22 protein-coding genes are annotated in these 22,620 nt (G+C 46.8%); 6 read left to right on the plus strand and 16 right to left on the minus strand.

What is annotated here, in order from left to right:
- Positions 1-12: 12 nt before the first annotated feature.
- Both KKE17_13945 and KKE17_13950 read right to left on the minus strand, forming a co-directional pair.
- Positions 13-774 carry a hypothetical protein gene (locus tag KKE17_13945; GenBank protein ID MBU1711101.1) on the minus strand — a complete coding sequence of 254 codons (762 nt, stop codon included), beginning with the start codon at positions 772-774 and terminating at the stop codon, positions 13-15.
- Entirely contained in the window at positions 775-1,416 is a 642-nt protein-coding gene (locus tag KKE17_13950; protein MBU1711102.1) for a dihydrofolate reductase family protein, read from the minus strand.
- A 242-nt stretch (positions 1,417-1,658) separates the two neighbouring features.
- Between KKE17_13950 and KKE17_13955 the strand changes: the two genes are divergently transcribed.
- Both KKE17_13955 and KKE17_13960 read left to right on the plus strand, forming a co-directional pair.
- Complete coding sequence (locus tag KKE17_13955; protein MBU1711103.1) at positions 1,659-2,627, plus strand: hypothetical protein; 969 nt, start codon at positions 1,659-1,661, stop codon at positions 2,625-2,627.
- A 303-nt stretch (positions 2,628-2,930) separates the two neighbouring features.
- The gene (locus KKE17_13960; protein ID MBU1711104.1) at positions 2,931-3,347 is read left to right on the plus strand and encodes a secondary thiamine-phosphate synthase enzyme YjbQ; all 417 of its coding nucleotides are present in this window, start codon (positions 2,931-2,933) and stop codon (positions 3,345-3,347) included.
- Between the two features lie 75 nt (positions 3,348-3,422).
- Here KKE17_13960 and KKE17_13965 read toward each other — a convergent pair whose 3' ends face one another.
- The 11 genes from KKE17_13965 to KKE17_14015 all read right to left on the minus strand — a co-directional run bounded on the left by KKE17_13965 (position 3,423) and on the right by KKE17_14015 (position 16,144).
- Positions 3,423-5,525 carry a PAS domain S-box protein gene (locus KKE17_13965; GenBank protein MBU1711105.1) on the minus strand — a complete coding sequence of 701 codons (2,103 nt, stop codon included), beginning with the start codon at positions 5,523-5,525 and terminating at the stop codon, positions 3,423-3,425.
- A 153-nt stretch (positions 5,526-5,678) separates the two neighbouring features.
- Complete coding sequence (gene der / locus KKE17_13970; GenBank protein MBU1711106.1) at positions 5,679-7,028, minus strand: ribosome biogenesis GTPase Der; 1,350 nt, start codon at positions 7,026-7,028, stop codon at positions 5,679-5,681.
- A 22-nt stretch (positions 7,029-7,050) separates the two neighbouring features.
- Positions 7,051-8,109, minus strand: a complete 1,059-nt coding sequence (locus KKE17_13975; GenBank protein ID MBU1711107.1) for a phosphotransferase — start codon at positions 8,107-8,109, stop codon at positions 7,051-7,053.
- Between the two features lie 22 nt (positions 8,110-8,131).
- On the minus strand, positions 8,132-9,025 hold the full coding sequence (locus tag KKE17_13980; GenBank protein ID MBU1711108.1) for an NTP transferase domain-containing protein: 894 nt from the start codon (positions 9,023-9,025) through the stop codon (positions 8,132-8,134).
- A gap of 446 nt (positions 9,026-9,471) precedes the next feature.
- Positions 9,472-10,305 (minus strand): UDP-2,3-diacylglucosamine diphosphatase LpxI, encoded by an 834-nt coding sequence (lpxI, locus tag KKE17_13985; protein MBU1711109.1) that lies wholly within the window; start codon positions 10,303-10,305, stop codon positions 9,472-9,474.
- The gene (gene lpxA / locus KKE17_13990; GenBank protein MBU1711110.1) at positions 10,295-11,095 is read right to left on the minus strand and encodes an acyl-ACP--UDP-N-acetylglucosamine O-acyltransferase; all 801 of its coding nucleotides are present in this window, start codon (positions 11,093-11,095) and stop codon (positions 10,295-10,297) included. The genes lpxI and lpxA overlap by 11 nt, the downstream gene beginning before the upstream one ends.
- A gap of 89 nt (positions 11,096-11,184) precedes the next feature.
- Positions 11,185-11,628 (minus strand): 3-hydroxyacyl-ACP dehydratase FabZ, encoded by a 444-nt coding sequence (gene fabZ, locus KKE17_13995; protein ID MBU1711111.1) that lies wholly within the window; start codon positions 11,626-11,628, stop codon positions 11,185-11,187.
- 201 nt (positions 11,629-11,829) lie between these two features.
- On the minus strand, positions 11,830-12,888 hold the full coding sequence (lpxD, locus tag KKE17_14000; protein MBU1711112.1) for a UDP-3-O-(3-hydroxymyristoyl)glucosamine N-acyltransferase: 1,059 nt from the start codon (positions 12,886-12,888) through the stop codon (positions 11,830-11,832).
- Between the two features lie 289 nt (positions 12,889-13,177).
- Complete coding sequence (locus KKE17_14005) at positions 13,178-13,462, minus strand: integration host factor subunit alpha (GenBank protein ID MBU1711113.1); 285 nt, start codon at positions 13,460-13,462, stop codon at positions 13,178-13,180.
- A gap of 58 nt (positions 13,463-13,520) precedes the next feature.
- Positions 13,521-14,813, minus strand: a complete 1,293-nt coding sequence (gene eno / locus KKE17_14010) for a phosphopyruvate hydratase (protein ID MBU1711114.1) — start codon at positions 14,811-14,813, stop codon at positions 13,521-13,523.
- A 122-nt stretch (positions 14,814-14,935) separates the two neighbouring features.
- Positions 14,936-16,144 (minus strand): type II secretion system F family protein, encoded by a 1,209-nt coding sequence (locus KKE17_14015; GenBank protein MBU1711115.1) that lies wholly within the window; start codon positions 16,142-16,144, stop codon positions 14,936-14,938.
- Positions 16,145-16,676: 532 nt separating this feature from the next.
- Here KKE17_14015 and KKE17_14020 point away from each other — a divergent pair.
- On the plus strand, positions 16,677-16,916 hold the full coding sequence (locus tag KKE17_14020; protein ID MBU1711116.1) for a PxxKW family cysteine-rich protein: 240 nt from the start codon (positions 16,677-16,679) through the stop codon (positions 16,914-16,916).
- 360 nt (positions 16,917-17,276) lie between these two features.
- Here the strand turns inward: KKE17_14020 and KKE17_14025 are convergent, their stop codons facing one another.
- Positions 17,277-17,825: a hypothetical protein gene (locus KKE17_14025; GenBank protein ID MBU1711117.1), complete on the minus strand. Its 549-nt coding sequence runs from the start codon at positions 17,823-17,825 to the stop codon at positions 17,277-17,279.
- A 356-nt stretch (positions 17,826-18,181) separates the two neighbouring features.
- Here KKE17_14025 and KKE17_14030 point away from each other — a divergent pair, with 356 nt between their 5' ends.
- Positions 18,182-19,126: a phage scaffolding protein gene (locus tag KKE17_14030; GenBank protein ID MBU1711118.1), complete on the plus strand. Its 945-nt coding sequence runs from the start codon at positions 18,182-18,184 to the stop codon at positions 19,124-19,126.
- A gap of 101 nt (positions 19,127-19,227) precedes the next feature.
- On the opposite strand, the gene KKE17_14035 is transcribed toward KKE17_14030, so the two are convergent.
- Positions 19,228-19,947 (minus strand): Bax inhibitor-1/YccA family protein, encoded by a 720-nt coding sequence (locus KKE17_14035; GenBank protein ID MBU1711119.1) that lies wholly within the window; start codon positions 19,945-19,947, stop codon positions 19,228-19,230.
- 128 nt (positions 19,948-20,075) lie between these two features.
- Positions 20,076-20,846 carry an MBL fold metallo-hydrolase gene (locus KKE17_14040; protein ID MBU1711120.1) on the minus strand — a complete coding sequence of 257 codons (771 nt, stop codon included), beginning with the start codon at positions 20,844-20,846 and terminating at the stop codon, positions 20,076-20,078.
- Between the two features lie 32 nt (positions 20,847-20,878).
- Between KKE17_14040 and trxA the strand changes: the two genes are divergently transcribed.
- A complete protein-coding gene (trxA, locus tag KKE17_14045) occupies positions 20,879-21,316 on the plus strand; it encodes a thioredoxin (protein MBU1711121.1) in 438 nt (145 codons plus the stop codon).
- 31 nt (positions 21,317-21,347) lie between these two features.
- Positions 21,348-22,616, plus strand: a complete 1,269-nt coding sequence (locus KKE17_14050; GenBank protein MBU1711122.1) for a spore maturation protein — start codon at positions 21,348-21,350, stop codon at positions 22,614-22,616.
- The last annotated feature ends 4 nt before the right edge of the window (positions 22,617-22,620 follow it).

Consider the following 22,620-nt stretch of genomic DNA (forward strand, 5'->3'; position numbering starts at 1 on the left):
TCAACCTTTTCATCACTTCAGGCCATGGGTGTTGCCGGGTGGAAAACACCGGGCCGCCTCCTTGACTCGACCGGCAAGCTTCAAGTCGACAAATTCCGTCAACCGGGGAATCATCTCATCCATGTACTGGCCTATTTCCTTCGCCGTTGCCGTGGTCAAGGTCTGTGAAAAAAGGCATTTTCTCTCGCCGCCGCCGGTTGATGGCAGCCCCAGGTCCTCAAGGGTGTGACGGGTAATGGTTTTGTCATCAAACGCCTCGTACACCGGGAAAGTCGATTTCACCCCGAAATGCCCGGTGAATTCCGCAATTTTTTCCATGAACACCGGGGTCTGTTCCGGATAATAATCCTGTTTGCTGCTGTATCCGGTTGCAATGGACGGAACGAGGTGTTCCATGGAATATAAAAGGGCCCGGGTGTGCATGGCAAGTTTGCACGCCACACAGACAAGATTCTTGCCGTTGAACCGGGGCATCAATTCCTCATAATGATCCAGCCAGAGCCCCTGAAAAAGCCGCCCCATATCCAGTTCGACATAGAGAGCTTCGGGAAGGTCTGCCGGTTTGGGAACCCGTTTGGCAAGAATGTCTTTTGCCACCTGAAAACGCGCTTGTGGAAAGTCGTGAAACCGGCTCAGGCCGTTGAGCATATGCAGGAGATGAATCCTTCGAGGTTTTTTCAGGTCTTCAAGATTGCCGGCTGCGGCAAGCCCGTAAAGAGCCAGGGAGTCAGTGCCCCCTGAAAAAAGTATCGCCATTTCCTGTTTGTCAAGCATTTACGATTTCTCCTTTTGTACCCGGTACCGGAGAAAAACCTCGCCGGTTTCCTGCGGTTCACAGGAATACAGTTCAAGTTGCATGAATGAAAGCCCTAAGGGGCAAGGACCATCAGCCAGGCTCGCAGCATTCTCATCCCCTGAAACATAGGGCGCAAGGGTCAGATATATTTCATCAACCACGCCTTGCTTCAGGGCCGCATAATTGAGTTTTCCGCCGCCCTCGATGAGAATTTTTTCAGCACCCAGACCCCTGAGTTCATCAAGGGCTCTGCTGATTGAAAGCCCCTTGTCCATTTCCGGCAGTATTATAATCCGCGCCCTGCCGGCAAGATTTTGCTCCAGACGTTTGCTGCCTTTTTCTCCGGTAAAAATAACTGGTAAAGGCTTGCCTGCAAACAATTTCCTGTTATCTATCGGAATATCTCCCGATCCTGAAATAACTGCCCGGATTCTTTTCTGCGGTATGACTCCGGCAATTTTCATCTCAGGGTCGGATTCACGAAGGGTCTGGGCACCCATAAGGCTGGCATCGGATTCCCCACGCGCCGCTTCAAGAAAATCCCGGTCAAGACCGCTTCCGAACCCGGCCGGGCTTATTCGACCGCAGATGGTGCCTGCCGCAATAAGAATGACCTTCAAATCAATTCTCCGTTCAATTCTGCATCAGGCGATGCAGGATTATTTACAAGTAACAAATGGCTCTCAATTTTGATAATGTGTATAGTGTTGTGTCAAGGCTTGATTTTTTTATTCCTGCGCTTTCGCAACCAGAAAGCTTCAGGGCTGGCAAGAAACAATAATCAAACAGAACGATCTTTCAGGATCTCTCCCAGCATCGTTTCATCATAAGCATTACATAAAGTTTAAGGGCTGGTTAATTCATGCGTACCACAAGAGTTCTTTTTAATCAAATCAACTATCTGGATGACACCTTCAGCCTTTCCCCGGCAAACAGTGATCATGTTCCGGATGAGCTTCGAGAATCGATACAAAGAGTGGGAATTCTCCATCTGCCGATTCTCCTGGCCAGAGAATCCGGCAGCTACCTGATCGTCACCGGCAAAAAACGACTCCTTGCCTGCCGTGAAATTTTTGATCAGCTGAGCTGTGATTGCATGGTGCTGTCGGAAAAAACATCCAACATCGATGCCCTGGCCATTGCCCTTGAGGAGATGTGTGTTTCAGGAAAGATAAATGTTATCGGCAAGGCGATCTTCTTCAAGAAAGCCCTGCAATGGATCGATGAAAAAACTGCGGCGGAAAAATTTCTTCCGGTCATGGGACTTCCTTTGGGAAGCTTTCAGATTAAACGACTGCTCAATCTTCTGGACCTTGAAGATCATCTTCTCCTGGCCCTTGAAAACGGCGTCCTTGATGAAACTGTGGCCCGTGAGATGCTCAAGATGCCCTTTGTCGACCGCATGACTCTTTTTGAAACAATTGAGTTTCTGCACCTCAGCGTCGGCAATCAACGAAAAATCACCTCAATCTGCCAGGAACTTGCCGCCCGGAACCGGACAAATATCATTGCAATCCTGTCCGATGCCGAGCTTCGGGATATCCTGCAGAATCAGGAAACCAACCCGCCTCAAAAGACCCAGCATCTCATGGCCAGGCTTACTGAGAAAAAACAACCCAGATTAACTGAAGCCGAATCGCAGTTCAAGGAACTCCGGTCGAGCCTTGCGCTGCCCGGCAATATCACCCTGGCTCACAGCCAGGCATTTGAAACCGATGGCCTCACCCTGTCAGTCAACTTCAACAACCGTCATGAGCTTGTGGATACCTGGGAAAAAATCAGGCCGCAGCTGACAAACACAAAAACAGATAAGTCAACCGCTATCGACTGAAGCCGATAGCTTGAGGCACAGAGGCAGAAGGCACAAAGTGTAAAAAACAAACACCTTGTAGATCGACAGACAATCAGTGCCGTTATTTCTTCATATGGTTTTCTTTATTCCACTTTACTCTGTGCCCTCTGCCTTCTGCCTCTGTGCCTGAAACTCATAGTATTTACATGCTCAAAGCTGACCGTCTGAAGACGGTGGTTTAACCCTGACATGAGACCAATAAGCTATTCCGCACCATTGAACCCGCCACAACTTTTCATGCAGGTTATGTTTATCGATCAAAAGAAAACCAGGAGAATCTTTATGAAATCATACAGGAAGGAATTGTGGTTCCAGGTGCCCACCCGGCGGGCATTTATCAACATCACTCCCCAGGTTGAGGAATGCCTCAGAGATAGCGGTATTACCGATGGCCTTCTCCTCTGTAATGCGATGCATATAACCGCCTCTGTCTTTATCAATGACGATGAATCCGGCCTGCACCATGACTATGAGGTCTGGCTGGAAAAACTCGCGCCCCATGAACCGGTGTCGCAGTATAAACATAATGGTTACGAGGATAACGCCGACGCCCACATGAAGCGGCAGGTGATGGGCAGAGAGGTGGTTGTTGCGATCACCAAAGGACAACTTGATTTCGGCACCTGGGAACGAATATTTTATGGTGAATTTGATGGCCGCAGGAAAAAGCGAGTACTGGTCAAAATTATCGGTGAGTGATTTGTGCTGATCTGGATCAGGCTGCATGGTAAAAAAACAGCTTGAACCGCAACAACGTTCATAGATTGGAGGTCATCAACTGAGATCGAGTTTTGCTGCGCCCTCATCCACAGCCTGCCTGAGCGGCAATCTGACAATAAATGTAGCGCCCTGGTCAGGTTTGCTTCTTGCGGTGATCTCTCCCCCGTGGCGACTGACAATTTTTTTACAGGTCGTAAGGCCGATTCCGGACCCTTCGCAACCGGGTATTTCATGTAATCTTTCAAAGGGCTGAAATATCTTTGTGATAAATTTTTCGTCAAAACCAATGCCATTATCCTGAACAGTGATCTCACAGAATTCGTCACCAATAAGCGTACTTTTTACGGTAATGACCGGGGGTACATACTCGCGCCGGTATTTCAGCGAGTTGGTAATCATATTCTGAAATAATTGCCGGACCTGCACCCTGTCCCCGTTCAGGGTATGCAGCGGGCCGAACTCCACCCTGCCGCCCGCCAGATTGATGCTTTCCTCAAGGTCCTGGACCACTTCATGGATAAGGTCGGTGAGATCAATGGGTTCGAACTGGCGATTACTTGACGTGACTCTCGACAGTTGCAGCAGTCCATCAACCAGTTGCTGCATTTTTCTCGCCGCCCTGAGGATACGATCAAGATATTCTTCCCCGGAGCCGGTGAGGACCTGCCCATAACGATGGAGCAGGCGTTCGCTGAAGGCTATTATCAGAAGCAGCGGTTCCTTGAGATCATGGGACGCCACATGGGCGAACTGTTCAAGCTCAGTATTGGAACGCTTGAGGCGGAGAGCAAGTTTTATGAGCGCCTCTTCGGCCTGTTGCCGATCATCAATCTCATGCTTTAACTGTTCGTTGGAAAACTTGAGCTCTTCAGTTCTCTCGTCAACCAGATCTTCAAGCCAGTCCCGGTATTCCTCCAGTTCTTCCTGTACGCGCTGCAGTTCCGTGATGTCCGATACCACACCGTCGGCCATCCAGACCCCGTCTTTTTCATAGATATTGCCGGCCCGGTCATGAAGCCAGATCCAGTCGCCGTCCTTTGTTTTAAACCGGTACCTGATATTGAATTTTTTATTCTCGGCAAAGAGCAGGCCGAACTCTTCCCTGACTTTTTCCGCGTCATCCTCATGGATCAATTCGGATCTGCCCGCGGGACCGGAAGCAATGATTTCCTCAGGCTTATATCCGGTTAATTTCCGGACATTGGGACTGATAAAGAGAAGATTGCCGTCCTGATCCACCCGCCATGTGACTTCAGGGACATTCTCAACAAGGGACCGGTACTTTTCCTCACTCTCTTCCAGTGCATCGAGAATCTTCATTTTCTCAGTAAGATCCTGAAGTATGACCAGTCCCCCCGGCAGATCAGCACCCATGTCACCAAGGGCTGCGCCGGCCATCGAAAAGATTTTTATTTCATTATTCACATCAATTGAAACTTGGATATCGGAAAACGAAGTCTGTTGTTTAAGCGCCTCTTCAAGTGCGCAGGAGGTACAGGCTTTCCTGCCGACAACATCACAACAGGATTTGCCGACAACCTCGTCTGCCCGCAGTCCGAAACAGGCTTCAAAAGCATGATTCACATCAACAAAGTTCATATTGCCGTCGATAACAAAGGCAGGTTCGGAAATTTTTTGAAATATCGAAAAATAGCGCTTTTTTTCGTACAGGATGGAGTGCCTGGCCTCCCGGAGATCTTTTTTCAGTTTTGCCGCATCATCCCGCACCCATCGGGTAAAGGAAGCAATCTCAAGGGCGTCGAAATAATCAAGAATACGCGGGCTGATACTCTGCCCGGTGTCTTCCATATAATGCGCCACATAGTCAATGACCACGGAGCGCAGCCTTTTCAGTCGTCTGCCAAACTGATCAAACAACAATCCGCTTGTTTTGAACAGGGTGGCAAGCTCATTTCCCAATTCATTTACCGAATCGTTGAGGGCGGGGTCCCTGGCATAAGGGATATCAACTTTTGTGCATGAGGTAAGCCACTGTGATAGCGAATCTGTAATCGTATAGACGGTCTGCCGCCATAAATCAATATGGTCGGCGACATCCGTATGATACGCTCGAGACTGGGAGAGAAAGTTCTCAAGCAGGGCGGTTTTTCCCTGGCTCAGCTTCTCCGCATGAAAGACAAAGGCAGATTCGGCCATCAATTAAAACCTCCAATAGTAACGAGAAACTGACGGGGTTTTATGATGTTGCAACTACGTTAAAACACGAAAGAGAGCAGAGGCAACTTTCCACTGCTATTCTATGTTGAAACGAAAAAACAAATCAATAGCCAAATTAAGGTATCTTTTGAATCAATCGTATTTCTTCCGCTGCCGCTCTTTTAAAACAACCCTCAGCGGCGATTTATCAAGACCGAGTTCCTTTCTGAATTGATTCACCAGAAAACGGTGGTAGGAAAAGTGAACCCCTTTGGGATAGTTCACAAAGATGATGAAGGTCGGTGGTTTTGTCGACACCTGCGTCACATAATAGAGTTTGAGTCTCTTTCCTTTATGGATCGGCGGCGTATGGATTTCCACGGCTTTCTGGAGAACCCGGTTGAGCTTGTTGGTGGTGAATTCGAGGCTAAACTGTTGGTGGACCTTCTGAATCTCCGGAAATATATTCTTCACCCCGGAACCGGAAAGGGCGGATATTTTCATACTGGGGGCATAACCGGCAAAAACCGTCGCCCGCTCCACTTCATCAAGAACCCATTTCTGCCTTTTGGTGTCGCCCTTGACCAGATCCCATTTATTGATGACGATTATGCAGGCCCGGCCCCGCTCAAGGCAATATCCCATGACCTTGGTATCCTGTTCCGTGATCCCTTCGCCGGCGTCAATCAGCAAAAGTGCCACATCACATTTTTCAAGGGCCGACAAGGCATGCATGACGCTGAATTTCTCAAGCTTTTCACTGACCTTGCCTTTTCTTCTTATCCCTGCCGTATCAATCAGCAGATAATTATCTTCCCCCCTGGTTAATAAGGCATCCACCGAATCGCGGGTGGTGCCCGGCATCTCTGAGACAACCATCCGTTCCTGGCCAAGGAGACGATTGATCAGCGAGGATTTTCCGACATTCGGGCGACCGATGCAGGCCACCCGGATCGTATTGGCAGGCAATTCCTGATCAGCATCAGTCTCTTCTTCTTTCAACGATTCGGTGAAACTGTCCAGAAAAGTAGTTATTCCATAGCCGTGCTCCGAAGAAACAGGCCATAATTCACTTACCCCAAGTTCGTAAAACTTCGGCATCATGATATCTTCAACTTCCGGACCGTCAACCTTATTGACAATATAGTATATCGGTTTTGCCGCCTTGCGAAGAAGACTTATAATGTCGTAATCCTCTTTGAGCACCCCGGACTTTCCGTCAAGCAGAAAAAGGATGATATCCGCCTCCTGCACAGCCTGCCATGTCTGGTCCTGGATGAGTCCGGTGATCATTTCATGCTGCCCGACCTCAATACCACCCGTATCGATGAGGATAAACGGCCGGTCATTCCAGACAACTCGTTCGTAATGCCGATCGCGGGTGACTCCCGGAGTGGGGTCGACGATGGCCTTTCTGGATTTCGACAACCTGTTGAAAAAGGTTGATTTCCCCACATTAGGCCTTCCGACAAGGGCTATGAGCGGACACTGTTCACGGGTCATTATATTCTCCAGCTTACATAAGTTAATGGTTCTTTTGGGCAATCACCGCTGCCAGTTTCTCTGCGCACCCATGCGCAAGATCGGCAAGCGCCGGAAACTCACTCCCCAGAGGAAGCATCAGATGCCTTGTTAATGAATCAAGGGCGGGCTTGAGGTAATCCATAAAAAAATACTTGCCTTTGCTTTGCGAAAGAAAACTGTAAGCGCCGAGAACCTGCAGATTTCTGAGTAACGCAATATAATAATACCCTTTCAAGAAGGTATCCTTGTCAAGAGATATGTGCTCCCGGATCGTGTTTACATAATAAAGGCATAATTCTTCCTGTACAACGTGAGACAGGGAAACATAAGGATCATTGACCAGGGAAGCCAGATCATAGGCCAGCGGTCCCAGGCGGGCTCCCTGGAAATCTATGACGCGGATCATTCCCTGTTTCACCATCAGATTCCTTGATTGAAAATCCCGGTGGATCAGAAATTCAGCTGGTTCCTGCGCGGCACGATCCGCAAGCCTTAAAAACTCCTGATCGATTCTCTGACCATCTGCGCTGATTCCCAGAAAATTATTACAGAATTCCCGATAAAAATATCCTGCCTCACGATCAAGCATCAGCTGCCGGTCGTATTTCCGGGTATCCCAGCACCATCGGGTTTGAAATCCCTTTCGCCCTTCCAGTTGTATTCTGACCAGGATTGCAATCGCCTGTTTATAAAATTCCCTGACCGCAGGATCATCAATTGATCGGCTGCTAATATATTCATGAAACAGTTCCTGACCCAGGTCTTCACAGAGGATCAGACCGGAAACATGATCAAAGCCGAAAATTTCCGGTACCGGAATGCCACACGAATAAAAGTGCTTGCCGATACTGTATGCGGCATGGGCTTCCGACATCGCCCTGGGTGAAGAGTGTGAAGGAAAAATCGCAATCAGCGGCTGATGATCATTACAACGCACCCTGAAAAACAACCGATCAGAGCCGTCCCCTGAAAGCGTTTCAAACCGGCAGGCCCCATGATTGATTTCCGGAGCGACCTGCTTAAGTGATTCCAGGATTTTTTGTTGGAACGCTGAAGACAAAATATCCGCCTTACAAATTCGGTCAAATGATTATCGTGTCATGGTAATGTGCGCCGGCAGGAATATCCGCGCCATCCCAGACCACAACCCGCTCAAGTCTCGCACCGTCACCGACCCGTACATCCTGGCCCATGGAAACCCAGTCCGACAGGATAACGTCCCGGCCCATCTGCACATTCGCGGCACAATAAAATGGCTTCCGCTGCTTGTGACTGGCTGGCACATCCTTACCGGTCAACAGCGCGGCATGGAGCCCCAGATAATCCTCCGGAGTGCCGATGTCTTTCCAGAAATGCCCCTGCAGCTCAAGAGCGTTTATCCTGCCACCATCCTGCAAAACCTGCCGATAGCAGTCGATAATATTATAAAATTCATTCCCCGGAATCATTGCAAGAACTGCAGGATCAATTACATGGATCCCGGTAAAGGCAAGGGTTCTTCCCTTGCCGCCAACCGCCTTTTCCGCGGTGGCAAATCCCGTCACCAGACCATCATCCGATACCTGCACCGTATTAAAGCGCGGGTAATCGTGCAGAACCAGGGTTATGGTTGCATTGCTTTGCAAATGCTTTTCATACACTGCAGCCAAATCAATGGTATGAAAGATGTCGCCATTGACGACCAGCACCGGCGTTTCATCAAAATGTTGCAAAGCACGTCGTAAGCCGCCGCCGGTGCCCAGAATCTCCTCTTCCTGCTGCAGGATCACGAAAGGATTGCCCTCAAGATGTGTCCTCATCTGATCGCCGAGATAGTGGGCGTTGACCACAATCGGCTTGCAACCCGAACTGATTAATTGTTTGAGATGATAATAGATCAGCGGCACCCCCAAAACCGGAAATAAGGGTTTCGGGCGTTTAAAGGAAAAGGGCCTGAGCCGGGTTCCATGCCCGGCCGCCAGTATCATGGCTTTCATGACAAATCTGCTGTATCAATAGAAATTCGTTAAGAATGCCCCATAATGTTCAGAGGCTGGAGACTATTTTAATAAGTACTCCTCCAGCATATCTGGAGGTCTCAGGTAGCACCCTCACTGGAGGCGAACTGATTTGAATATCAAATATCGAACAAGAAATATCGAATAATGAAGGAAAATCAAAGGGGCACTGATCAACAAAAATTACTTTCCACTTTAGTTCCTTTTTCACCTTAACCGTTTATGGAAACATAGAAGCATTAAAAAACATTTATCTTTGTTCCAATGAAGTTCACTTCGATATTCATAATTTCTTGTTCGATATTCTGCGGTTCAAAGAAACCCTTTTACTCTATCGCCGGATCGGTAGAATCTATCCGGGTCACAAGAGGTGGTGGGTTTCGTGACAACCAAGGAAACGGCCTTTCCAGGCGGCAAACAGCGTATCAAAAGGCAAGCTCGCCATTTTGCGGTTCCTCGATCCCGAGAATAATAATTCCCGCCTTGTCAGCCTGCCGAATCACCGCCTCTCTGTCAAAAAGCAGCGACTGCCCGGCTTCCACGGCCAGAACCTTTGCCTTCACTTCCAGCATGCTGTCAATAGTAGTCCGGCCGATTGCCGGCAGATCAAACCTGAAATCCTGATTGGGTTTCTTGACCTTTACCACTACAGCCTTCTCACTTCCGAGGATTCCGCCTCTTTTTATCGCGGCGTCAGTCCCTTCAATGGCTTCAACAGCAAGCACCGACCGGTCTCTCACCACAACACACTGACCGATATCAAGCTCGCCCACAGAACGTGCAATGCGCCACCCAAAGCGTATATCGTCAATTTGCTCCTCAGAGGGCTTCTTCTTGGTGAGAATCCCTTTGGGGAAAAGAAGATGCTGAAGATAAACCGTTGATTCGAGGATGCGGATGCCTTCTTTTTCAATGGCCCCGGCCACAGCTCTGAGGATGGCATCATCCTGGCGGGTATCAATTTTATTCCACAGGGTCAGACCCTTAATATCAGGCAGAACATCCTTGAAAATCCTGGTTTTGGTGATCGTCCCCAGAAGCACGGCTTCACTGACGTCTTCCTGTTTGAAACACTTGATAATTTTCCCGAGCTGCCCGAGTTTTACCCAATGGAAACAGTCAACTTCCTGTTCCAGCTCAGGCATTGTTTCTCCCCGGTGCGCAACGACGACGACTTCCCTGCCCTGCTCTTTTGCAGCCCGGGCAAAAAGCAACGGGAATTGCCCGCCTCCGGCGATGATGCCGATTTTACTCGTCATCACTGCTTTCTCTTACAACATTACGCTGAGAATTATTGAAAAAATTAACCAGGTACTCTACCGGCTCACAATCAGGAATTTCTTCTAATGCCTGATCCAGGGCATCTTTAAGAAGGAGTCCCGGTGTTTTAAAAATAATCTGATAGGCCTTCATCATTTTCCGGATTGTTTCATTATCAAAACCGGACCGCTTCAGACCTATTTTATTAATGCCGGTAATCCTCATTCCACTTCTGGTTCCGGAAACGAGCAAATAGGGAGGAACGTCCTTGGTAATCCCCGACATGCCGCCGACATAGGCATATTTACCGATACGGGTAAACTGGTGGACCGCCACAAATCCGCCGAAAGTCACCCGGTCTTCGACATCAACATGGCCGCTCAACTGGGCGGCATTGGCCATGATAATATAATCAGCCAACTTGCAGTCGTGGGCGATATGCACATAGGCCATGAGCAGATTATTGCTGCCGATGGTAGTCTGGCTGCGGCCTGAAGGGGTCCCCCGGTGAATGGAAACATACTCCCGGATGATATTGTCATTACCGATAACAACCCGGGTATCTTCGTTATTATACTTCAAATCCTGCGGTGGAACGCCGATTGTTGAAAAAGAGCCGATCTTGTTTCTTTCGCCGATAAACGTCGATCCTGATATGACCGCATGTCCGGCAACTTCGCTGCCGGCACCAATCTTAACGCCTTTTTCGATGATAGCATAGGGGCCTACGGTAACGGAGCTGTCAAGTTCTGCGCCCGGATCAATTATAGCGGTTGGATGTATACTCATTAATTTTCCTTGGGATTACTCATAATTTAATTAAACAGGCGGTATCCTGATCCTGAGATAATAACATTCTTGTGCCGATGTTTTATGAACTAAGCAAAAGTTGCCTTAAGCTGGGCTTCGGCGACCAACTCCCCATCCACAAAAGCCTTGCAGGCTAATATCCATAGCCCCATCTTCCTTTTAACCGCAATAACCTCAAACAAGAGCTGATCACCGGGAACAACTTTCTTGCGGAATTTCACGGCGTCAAGGCCGGTAAAATAAGCGAGTTTCGTGCCAATCATCGACGGCTCTGTATTATAGGCAAGAACACAACCGGTCTGGGCAAGACCTTCCAGGATAAGAACACCCGGCATCACCGGATCTTCCGGGAAATGCCCCTGAAAGAATTGTTCATTAATTGTGACATTCTTCAGACCGACAATTCTTTTTTCTTCCAGTTCCACAATCCGGTCCACCAGAACAAAGGGATATCGATGCGGTAACAGTTTCATAATATCCATGATATGAAACGGTATTTTATCGGAACTCATTCCATCGTCCTCCAAAAATTAATAGATTGAACTTTCTGAGTATACGTAACTAACTGAATACCAATGAATAAATCTGCGACTTCGATTTAGTAATTAAATTTGAATTTAGAATTCAGTAGCCTGAAACCAAAAGAACTGCTGTAAAATGGCCCATTCTGAATTCTGCCTCTGGCTTCTGATGACATTGAATCAAGAGAGGCATTATTCATCTTTTGTATCTTCATGCGTTTGATTATTCAATAAAAGGGCATCCACCTTTTTTTGAAGAGCATGAAGATTCTTAATCAAATCAGGGATCCTGACAAACGCGGTTGCCGCCCTCAGCCATTGCTTATGCGGGATCGCCGGAAATCCTGAAACAACGGCTCCATCCTCAACGTCACTTGAAACGCCCGATTTCCCTGCTACCATGGCCCTGTTGCCGACTTTGATATGATCGCGCACTGCTGACTGGCCACCAATAATTACATGGGAGCCCAAGGTTACACTTCCCGCAAAACCTGATTGAGCGACGATAAGACAGCCTTCTCCGATAACCACATTATGCGCTACCTGAACAAGATTATCAATTTTTGTTCCCTGCTTGATCCAGGTTTTCCCAAAGGTCCCCCGATCTATGCAGACATTGGCACCGACCTCCACATCATCATCAATCTGAACCGTACCCACATGGGGTCGTTTGATATGCCGGCCCCTTTCATCCGTTGCATACCCGAAACCCTCACTGCCGACAACAGTATTGTTGTTTATGATGACCCTTGAACCAATCTTGCATCCTTTTTCCACGGAAACGTTTGCATGAAGTTCGGTATCTTCACCGATTTCCACCTCATCGCCCAATACAACACCTGGATGAATCGTCACCCTTTTGCCGATTTTAACCCGGTCGCCAATTACCGCCATGGGGCCGATGCTGACCTGTTCAGGAATTATGCAGTCTTTACCCAAGTGGGCCTTGGGATGCACACCGAAAGCATGAAAAGACTCCTTAAGCAGATAATTGTGGATTATTGTCGCGGCGAGGTTTGGGTCGCGGACCCGGATCAAAGGTTTGGCGCTTTTTTCGATGGACAAAGGAACAATAACCGCCGTAGCCGCAATCTCATCCAATTTTTCAATGTTTTTTGCCTTGACAAGATATGTAATGTCTCCTGGTCCGGAAGTATCAAAATCAGCAAGATTATTGATTAATACCGCAGGATCACCGGAAATTTCCCCGCCCACTAATTCCGACAATTCCTGTAAACTTTTTGATTTCATTATTATTCTCCGCCTCGGAGGTAAGCGAGCCTTGCTAATCTCCGAACATTCGTCCGACAGTTTCAACGTCCAGCAACAAATTGATTTATGGGAGCACGCTGACTACCAGATCATTTACGAATTCATTCGTATTGAATATGTTATCGATTCAAACAGATGGAGAGAATTCATACCAATAAAAAAAACGGGTCGCTTTCCTAAATGGGAAACCAACCCGTCCGATTTATAACCTGTACTTCGAAGAAAATTTCAGGCACCACTGATCAATGGGCGATCACAGATGCCTCTTTCACTCACCGTTAATCCTGCTCCGTAAAATCCCGGACGGCTTAAAGGTAACCACTCTTCTTGCATCCAATATCAATTCATCGCCGGTCTGCGGATTTCTCCCACGCCTGGCATTCTTTGCCTTAACGTTGAATTTGCCGAAGCCACTCAGCAGAAGGTCTTCACCCTTTTCCAGACAGGATTTGGTGATTTTCAAAAAAGCCTCAACGGCTTCTGTTGCCTGGGCCTTGGTAAGATTATGATTTTGATAAACCTTCTGAACAAGATCAGCCTTCGTAAGAGTCATCCCCTAAACCCTCCTTTGAGTTCAATAATGCATAACAAACCAGAATCACTGGATATTGTCAAGAAATATATTCCAATGCGTCCTTGCCCGCATATTTTGCCGCAGCACCCAATTCATCTTCGATTCTGAGAAGTTGATTATACTTCGCAACCCTGTCCGTTCTTGAGGGCGCACCGGTTTTAATCTGACCGGTATTTAACGCCACACTCAGATCTGCGATGGTTGTGTCCTCGGTTTCTCCGGACCTGTGAGAAATAATCGCGGTAAACCCGGCCCGATGGGCCATTTCAACAGCATCAATGGTTTCAGTAACAGTACCGATCTGGTTGAGTTTTATGAGTATGGAATTGGCGGCCTTCTCCTTAATTCCCCTGGCAAGGATCTTGGTGTTGGTCACAAAAACATCATCACCGACCAGCTGAATCTTGTCGCCCAATTGCGCGGTTAATTTTTTCCACCCGGCCCAGTCACCCTCGGCAAGCCCATCTTCAATAGATATGAGCGGATATTTTTTCACCCAATCTTCATAAAAGGCTATCAAGGCATCAACAGTTTTTTCAGGTTTGCTTTCCGCCGACAGCACATATTTTTTCTTTTTTGCATTATAAATTTCACTTGCCGCTACATCCAAGGCTATATAGATCTCTTTCCCTGGCTTATAACCAGCCTTGACAATCGCCTCAAGCAAGGACTCCATGGCCTCTTCGTTGGACCGCAGATTCGGTGCGAATCCACCCTCGTCACCCACGGCGGTTTGATGTCCGGCTTTCTTTAAGACCGCTTTCAGACTGTGGAAGGTTTCAACCCCCATCCGCAAGGCCTCGGCAAAGTTTTTTGCCCCCACCGGCATTATCATGAATTCCTGAATATCTACATTATTGTCTGCATGGGCGCCGCCGTTTAACACATTCATCATCGGCACGGGCAAAACCTTGGCATTCACCCCGCCAAGATAGGAATACAGCGGCAAACCGAGTTCATTCGCCGAGGCCCTGGCAACAGCCATGGAAACTCCTAAAATTGCATTGGCACCGAGGTTCTTCTTATTTTCAGTGCCGTCCATCTCCAGCATTGTCTCGTCAACAATAACCTGTTGCGTAGATTCAAGGCCGACTATGCCCGGGCCAATCTTCTGATTGACATTGGAGACTGCGGTGAGAACGCCTTTGCCCATATAACGTTTCTTGCCGGTATCTCTCAACTCCAGAGCTTCTCGAACGCCGGTAGAAGCGCCGGAAGGAACCATTGCCCGACCGATTGCCCCGCTGTCAAGGTATACTTCAACCTCAACAGTGGGATTGCCCCTTGAATCAATAATTTCCCTTCCTAAAACCCCTATTATTTCACCCATCTATAATATCCTCCACCCTGCATATTCATTAAGATTACATAAAAGAAATGTCCCAAACATCAACTGGCGATCCATTCAACCCCGGGTTCAAAGAACCACAACAGCTGGCGACAATTATTTGCTTAACCTACGACATCGCCCAGCTTGAATATCGGCAGATACATGGCGACAACAAGCCCACCGATCATGCCGCCGAGAAAAACCATCATGAACGGTTCGATCATGGCCGTAAGGTTTTCCACTGCCTGGTCAACCTCTTCGTCATAAAAATCGGCGATTTTTTCAAGCATTGTATCCAGGGCACCGGTTGATTCACCGACATTGATCATTTGAACAACCATGCTCGGGAAAACGCCTGTCTCGTCCAAAGGCTCCGCAATCGGCCGGCCCTCACTGATACTGTCCGCTACCCGATAGACAGCTATTTCAATGACTTTATTGCCGGCGGTTCTCGCAACAACATTGAGGGATTCAAGAATCGGCACACCACTTTGCAGCATGGTTCCGAGAGTCCTGGTGAACTTGGCAACCGCAACTTTCTGGATAAGTTCACCCATAACCGGCACTTTCATCATCATACCATCAATCTTGATCTTGCCTTTTTCGGTGCTGTAAATCTTTTTATAAATCATCACCAGGGCAACAACACCCACAATCATATATAAAATTTTGGCCTTGATGAAATTACTCATGGCCACAACAATCTGGGTCGGAACGGGAAGAGACGCACCGAAATCCGCAAACATTTTCTCGAATACAGGAACAACAAAAATAAGAATAACACCAAGAATTACTACAGAGATACAAAGACAGATAATCGGATAGGTCATTGCACCCTTTACTTTTTTCTTAAGGGTCATTGCTTTTTCCATAAAAAGCGCAAGTCGTGAAAGAATGGTATCAAGAATACCGCCAACCTCGCCAGCATCAACCATATTGCAGTACAAAGTATCAAAAACCTTGGGGTGCTTTTTCATGGCATCGGCAAAGGTGGTACCAGTCTCAACATCGACGCGCACTTCCCTGAGCACCTTTTTGAAAGTAGGATTTTCCTGCTGATTACCGAGGATATCGAGACTTTGCACAAGGGGCAACCCGGCATCAATCATGGTTGAAAGCTGTCTGGTAAAAATTACGATGTCCCTGCCGGTTACCTTGGGCTTGAACATCTCAAAGTTTTCCAAAACGTCTTTGGGCGCCTCTTTAATTTTGGAAGGCTTGACCCGCATTTTCTTCAGGTGATTTTCAACCGCCTCAATTGAGGGCGCTTCAAATTTACCTTTGCGTTTTTCTCCGTAGGAATTCTTTCCTTTCCAAATAAATATCGGCATACCTAACCCCTTTGCTTGACGGGAATCAAATTAACAAACATTTGTTAATTTATAAATCAAGATGGTGCTGAATACAATAGCAATTTGAACAAAATCAAATATTTGTCGGACAAAAAAAATGCCCGTCGCAGACGAGAGCGCGGCGTCAGGCTCTGTAAAAACATTGAAATAAATACAAAAATGATCGTTTTATATAAAAAAATCAAGTAATTGTACTTGAATCCGCTTCCGATTGAAGTGTTCAGACAAAAAAACAACATATTCGGAAGTTATCTATTTTAAATCAATGGGATATCTCTTTTGTTTTCTTAATCAACCTGCGTCATGCTAAAGATTTCTATTGACAATATCCTGTTTTTTTTTTAAAAAAGTCCTCTTCTTCAAATAAACTTATGATTCTTTACAATTAAAAATCATTATGCAATCACATATTAGTTCCATTTCATCTTTCACTTTATTCCGGATGAAATGAATAAAGGAGGATTCTCCCATGGCAAAAGCTGAACGAAAAAAAGTGGACAAAGCAGCGCAGATGGCTTCAACAGAAATTTACAGCAGTGGTTTATTCAAACACATTATCGACAAATGCGAAGGCTGCGACAGAATTATTGAAAATAACAACAATAAATTTTGTACTTCTTATTCAAACCCTGAGAGCAAATGGCGTCTTGGGCTCTGCAATTTTGCGACCCACGCAAAAATAGAATTAGCTGTCTCTCAAGTTAAAGTCAATCCACTGAAAGCTTCAAAACGGGCGATGGGGAAAAAATAATAATAGTCTGCCTTTAGTTGATTACCCCGCTCCCCCCCAATTATTTGGCGGGGAGCTTTTTTTTGCCCGGACATCCCTGTTTCTAGGCCGCTTTTCTTACAAACCGGGACGGTTGCAGATTCACGCAACAAGGTGTTGGCTCTATTTGCATATACCAAACACCCTGAGACAGAGAAGTGAGCCTGCAAGATTTCGAAGGAGATGCGGCTGTAGTTGTTTGCCTTTGGCAGACATTTAACCAAAGTTGTTGGCTGCTGTATTTTTACACGCTGATTATGCAAAACTCAGCCAAATTTACCTGAGCCCCATGCAATTAAAACCATTGTTCCTTGATGATGAAGTGTCCGTGAGAAACACGGGCTAGACTTTTGCCCTGGGGAAAAGAGAACTTAATAATTCTTCATCTCGGATTATCTCTTTGAACCTGCCATAAGCAAACTCGAAATTTTCAGGGATGTTATCAGTGCTTAGGATCAATCCTGCCGCCTTGTCAAGAAGTCCATGCGAACGGTCATAGATCGTCTTATACAGTCTGTCTACAAGGAGTTCCTTGTTTTTCTCATAAGGAGGGGGCGTTTTTTTAAGCGCAATCACCAGGTCAGAAACAATGGGGTCTGGTAAAATACCCATGAGTTTTATTGTGTCATAAATATCAGCAGCCAGGAGCATTTTTGTCAACACAGATGGCTCAACATCCTTAAACAATTCCTTTAGATGAACCATCCGGTATTCGCTTTCTTCAGTGAGCAGCAACCTGATATAAGGAGTGATTTCCTGGTCGGTCAACGTCCCCTTCCTGAACACTGAAACAAGCCACTTTATCTGCATTTCAGGCGATCTGGCTATAAAAGGAAGATAATTCTCATACCATTTACTCTTGGTTTGTTTCCTTTCATGGTCAATGTTCATCCTGGAATCCTTTGCTCGTTCCAATAAACAATAAGCTTATTAGCCCGATGTCATGAATAGGGTTGAAAAATTGTTCACCCTTCGGGTTAGACAGGCCTAACATGGTCTCTCAATAACTGAAACATCTTCATCAAATAATACAGATTTTTTTCGGATCATTAAAATGTTTTTTTCGAAAGTCCTTCGCTGCCAAACCTGCTTTGCACCTTAACTTTCAGAAAGGATTGGCGCAAATGTTTTCATTTGACGTTGCGATGGAAGCACGATACATTACTGCCCTATTAATTGAATACCAACATTCGCCAATCGCTCCATGAACGTACTGATGAACAATTTGGACCAGGAGTGCACAGCCCATGAAAAAAAATACTGCCACCAGCCGCGTCAAACAGAGAAATCCCTGGTTGCTGCCAATCGTAGTCTGTATCTGCCTTGCGGTGATCGCCTATATCAGCTGGGACAAAACAATCGAAAAGGCCAGCCAGAAAAGGGTCAATCAGGAAAAAAAGGAATGGGAAAAACAGGTTGAAAATCTCGAAAAACAATTAACCACCCTGACAACAGGCGAGGAACAACAAGGAATCAGCTCTGATCTCCAATTGCTTGCTCCTTCGCCATTGCTTGATATGGAGCTTGCTGATAAGAAATCGAATGAACCCTCCTGTGAACAACTCAACCAGAAAATCCTGGATTTTTTCAAATATCTTGATGATCAGGAATATATTGAAAAACGAAACATTACAGAGGGCACCCAGGCATTTACACAAAAACTCATCACCAAACTCACCCAAAACCCTCCGGTAATCATCGATGAGACGAAAAACCTTATCTCGGTATTACAGAACACTGCACATTTCTTCAGGGTACTGGGGAAAGCTGATCTCGAAACCGCAAGGGAGATCCTCGCCAGGGAAGCGGGAATTCTCGAACTGACCATGGCGCTTTTTTATCAATGGTCAAAAAACGAAGAAAAATGCCGATCAGATACGGTTATAATCCATCTTCCCCTGGAACATCTCTACGAATACGCAAGTTTTTTCCTCAACACCCTTGGCGGCCAATCCTACCTCTTTCGCCGGGACTCTCATCTCAGGTTGATGGTCCGCTATTACAGCATTCTCATCCTGGACCGCTCAAATGAAAAAGGAATGAATAAATACGGAATTGACATCAGATACCCCCTTAAGCAGATGCTTGCTGAACTGGAAGTCTCTGAAAGTCTCGTCTACAAAGAGGAGTATCTCAGAACTCTTTCCACTCTGAACAAAAAGTATGCAACCAGGTACAAATCAATACAATAAGACCTCGAACCTGCACAGGAATCGTTCCTTCATCCCATAAAAAAAAGGGGATTTGCTTCCATCAGGCAAATCCCCTTTTTTAATTTTTCTTTCTCTCAGGTCTACCTCCTGTCGCCCAGCAACCGTAAAAGCATCAGGAAAAGATTAATAAAATCAAGGTACAATGCAAGGGCCCCCATGATTGCGCCCTTGCGAATTGCAGATTCGCCGCCCTGCATAATCCCTGAAGCGCCGATCCGGGAAATCTTCTGAACGTCATAGGCGGTGAGACCGGTAAAAACAACTACCCCCACTGCGGAAATAACCCAGGACATCATGGAACTCTGCATGAAAATATTTACCACCGAAGCGATGATAATACCGATCAAGCCCATGAACATGAATGAGCCGACACCGGTTAAATCTCTCTTGGTCACCGTGCCGTATACCGCCATAGCCGCAAACATTCCACCGGCGATAAAAAAGGTGGATGCAACGGATGTTGCCGTGTACATCAGTAAGATGGCGGAAAGGGTTGCGCCGTTCAGGATCGAATAAAACAGAAAAAGACCGGTTGCTGCTGTTGCTGAAATTTTCTCAACCCGGGCCGACAGATAAAAGACAAGCCCCAGTTCCCCGAAAATCAGCCCGAAAAAAACAAGCTGATTCCCAAAAATCAACTGCTGGGCGGCAGCCGAGTTTGCCACCAGTGCTGCGGTGACTGCGGTCAAACCGAGACCACAAGCCATCCAGTAAAAAACCTTGGCCAGGAAGATCGTTGCCACATCGGATTTTACCCGGTCCATTACTACATCTTTATTGTCATAGCCGAATCGTTGCATTTGTTTTCTCCTTATTAAAAATTAAAACAGTTAATTTCTGTTTGTATTGTCAGATTTCTGATTGTAATCATTTATTCTGGATAATCAATACATCCCGCTCAATCCCAGGTTATCTTTTTCATTAGACATCAGAGCTTCACAGATGTTCCGGGTTCAGGCAGAAAGACACTGCAACCCTTGACCTTGAATAGATATTCCATGATCGCAGCTTTTCGGCTTTCCCTTTCGCTTCGCTGAATATGAACGAGAGCCAGTTGCGGCGCCCCTGCTTTTTGAGCAAACTCAACCGCCCTGCTGACCGAACCATGTCCTGACATTTCCCCCTCAAAGCAGAATGCCTCATGGATTACCAGATCACATCCCTTTGCCAGAGCAAGGCTTTCCGGGGTCGGACCACCGTCGCCGCTATACAATACACTTTTCTGTCCGGTGCGGATCAACACCGAAAGGGCGCTTTGGGAGTGGTGATTTTTCGCGCTTTTCCATTGGAATCCAGTCGCCTCAACTCTCTTTCCAGGTTCAACAGGAAGATAGTCAACCGGAAATCCCAATTGTTCTCCGACTCCAGGATAGGCAAGCTCAAGAGCAGCTTCGATCTTCTGCTGAATGCTTTCCGGACCCAGAATCAGCAGCGGTTTTTCACGGCCCATTTCCGATAAACGCAACAGCAGCAGGGGCATACCAAAGAAATGATCCCCGTGAAAATGTGATATCCACACACCCAGGAGTGCCTCAGGATCAGAACAGGATTTGAAATAAACATGAGGTGTGGTAAAACCACAGTCGAGAAGGACATGCTCACGTGCATCCTCAACCGCCGCCACCAGAATTGATGTATTGGGATATTGCGCGTCACAAGCTTCGCCGACGCCTAAAAAAGTTATCTTCATAATGTTCATACTGTTTTCTGAATTAGGAACCTAAATCTATCATGAATACAATAATTGTGAAATGCCAATGCGGGACACCGAATAAAATTCCTCTCACCAAGCAGCACCTGCAGGCAAAATGTGGAAAATGCAAAAACCCCCTGGATATATCCGCCAGCGTCCAACCTGTGGAATTGTCGGACAGTGATTTTCAGACATTTATTAATCAAGCGAAATTACCGGTTCTGGTTGATTTTTATTCGCTGACCTGCGGCCCATGCAAGATGCTTGCGCCGGTAATTGACAAACTTGCAAAAAAATATCATCGCCGCGCAATCATTGCCAAAATCAATACATCAAGCAACATGCTTACTTCGCAGCACTTCCAGATCCGGGGCGTGCCCACCTTGATCTTCTTCAAAAACGGTGCGCAACAGAATATTCTTGTCGGCGCAGCACCGGAACATGAAATAAGTCAAAAGCTGGAAAGCCTTCTTTAACGGTTGACTTGATTTTCTATAGGACCAAACATTGTTAAACAAGATATGGATAGGCTTTTTTCTCCTGGCGGCGCTCTCAGCACTCTACAACCTGATTTTCCTTGGCCAAACCGAGGTGCTTGCCGAAATCATGGAAGCACTGTTCAAAATGTCGGAAACAGCCTTCACCATCTCTCTCGGCCTCACCGGTGTCATGTCCCTGTGGCTGGGAATCATGAAAATAGGCGAAGCAGGCGGCATGGTAAAAATCTTAAGCCGGCTGGTGGCACCGGTATTCACCAAACTCTTTCCCGAGGTCCCCAAAGACCACCCGGCAATGGGGGCCATGGTGATGAATCTCGCAGCAAACATGCTTGGACTGGACAATGCCGCAACCCCTCTGGGCTTAAAAGCCATGAAGGAGCTCCAGACATTAAACGATTCCACTGATACGGCATCCAACGCCCAGATCATGTTTCTGGTGATCAATACCTCCTCGGTGACCCTGATCCCGATTACCATTTTCACCTATCTGTACCAGCTTAACTACCCAAACCCAACGGAACTGTTCATCCCCATACTCCTTGCAACAATCTGTTCGAGCTTTGCCGGGCTCATCGCGGTTTCCATCTATCAGCGGATCAACCTTCTGCAACCGCAGATCCTTCTTTTTGTGGGCGGGCTTATGGGAATTATCACTACCCTATTATTATATATGCTCAAGCTCAACAAAACCGAACTTCAAGGAGTCTCGCTTTTATTGAGCAATGGAATAATTTTCGGTGTGGTCGTTCTGTTTATCCTGCTTGCCGCTGTCAAAAAAGTTAACGTCTATGAAGAATTCATTGCCGGCGCAAAGGAAGGTTTTTCGGTTGCGATCTCAATAATCCCCTATCTTGTTGCAATGCTCGTCGCCATCGGTGTATTCAGGGCAAGCGGCGCCATGGATCTTCTTCTTGACTTTATCGAACAAATTACCAGAGTCATTGCCCTGGGATTGGATACAATCGGTTTGATTACCTATCATGGCGGCCCCATTGCCTTTATCGATGCACTTCCCACCGGATTCATGAAACCCTTGAGCGGCAGTGGCGCCCGGGGCATGATGATTGAAACCATCCAGACCCACGGTGTTGATTCCCTGGTCTCAAAAATGGTTGCGATCATGCAGGGCAGCACCGAAACCACCTTTTACATTATTGCCGTCTACTTCGGATCCGTGGGTGTCAGAAAAACCAGGCATGCCGTGCCCTGCGGCCTGATTGCCGATGTTGCCGGGGTCACCGCCGCAATCATCATCTGCTATCTCTTTTTCGGATAAAAAT

Source organism: Pseudomonadota bacterium, from assembly GCA_018823135.1.
Classification (GTDB): domain Bacteria; phylum Desulfobacterota; class Desulfobulbia; order Desulfobulbales; family CALZHT01; genus JAHJJF01.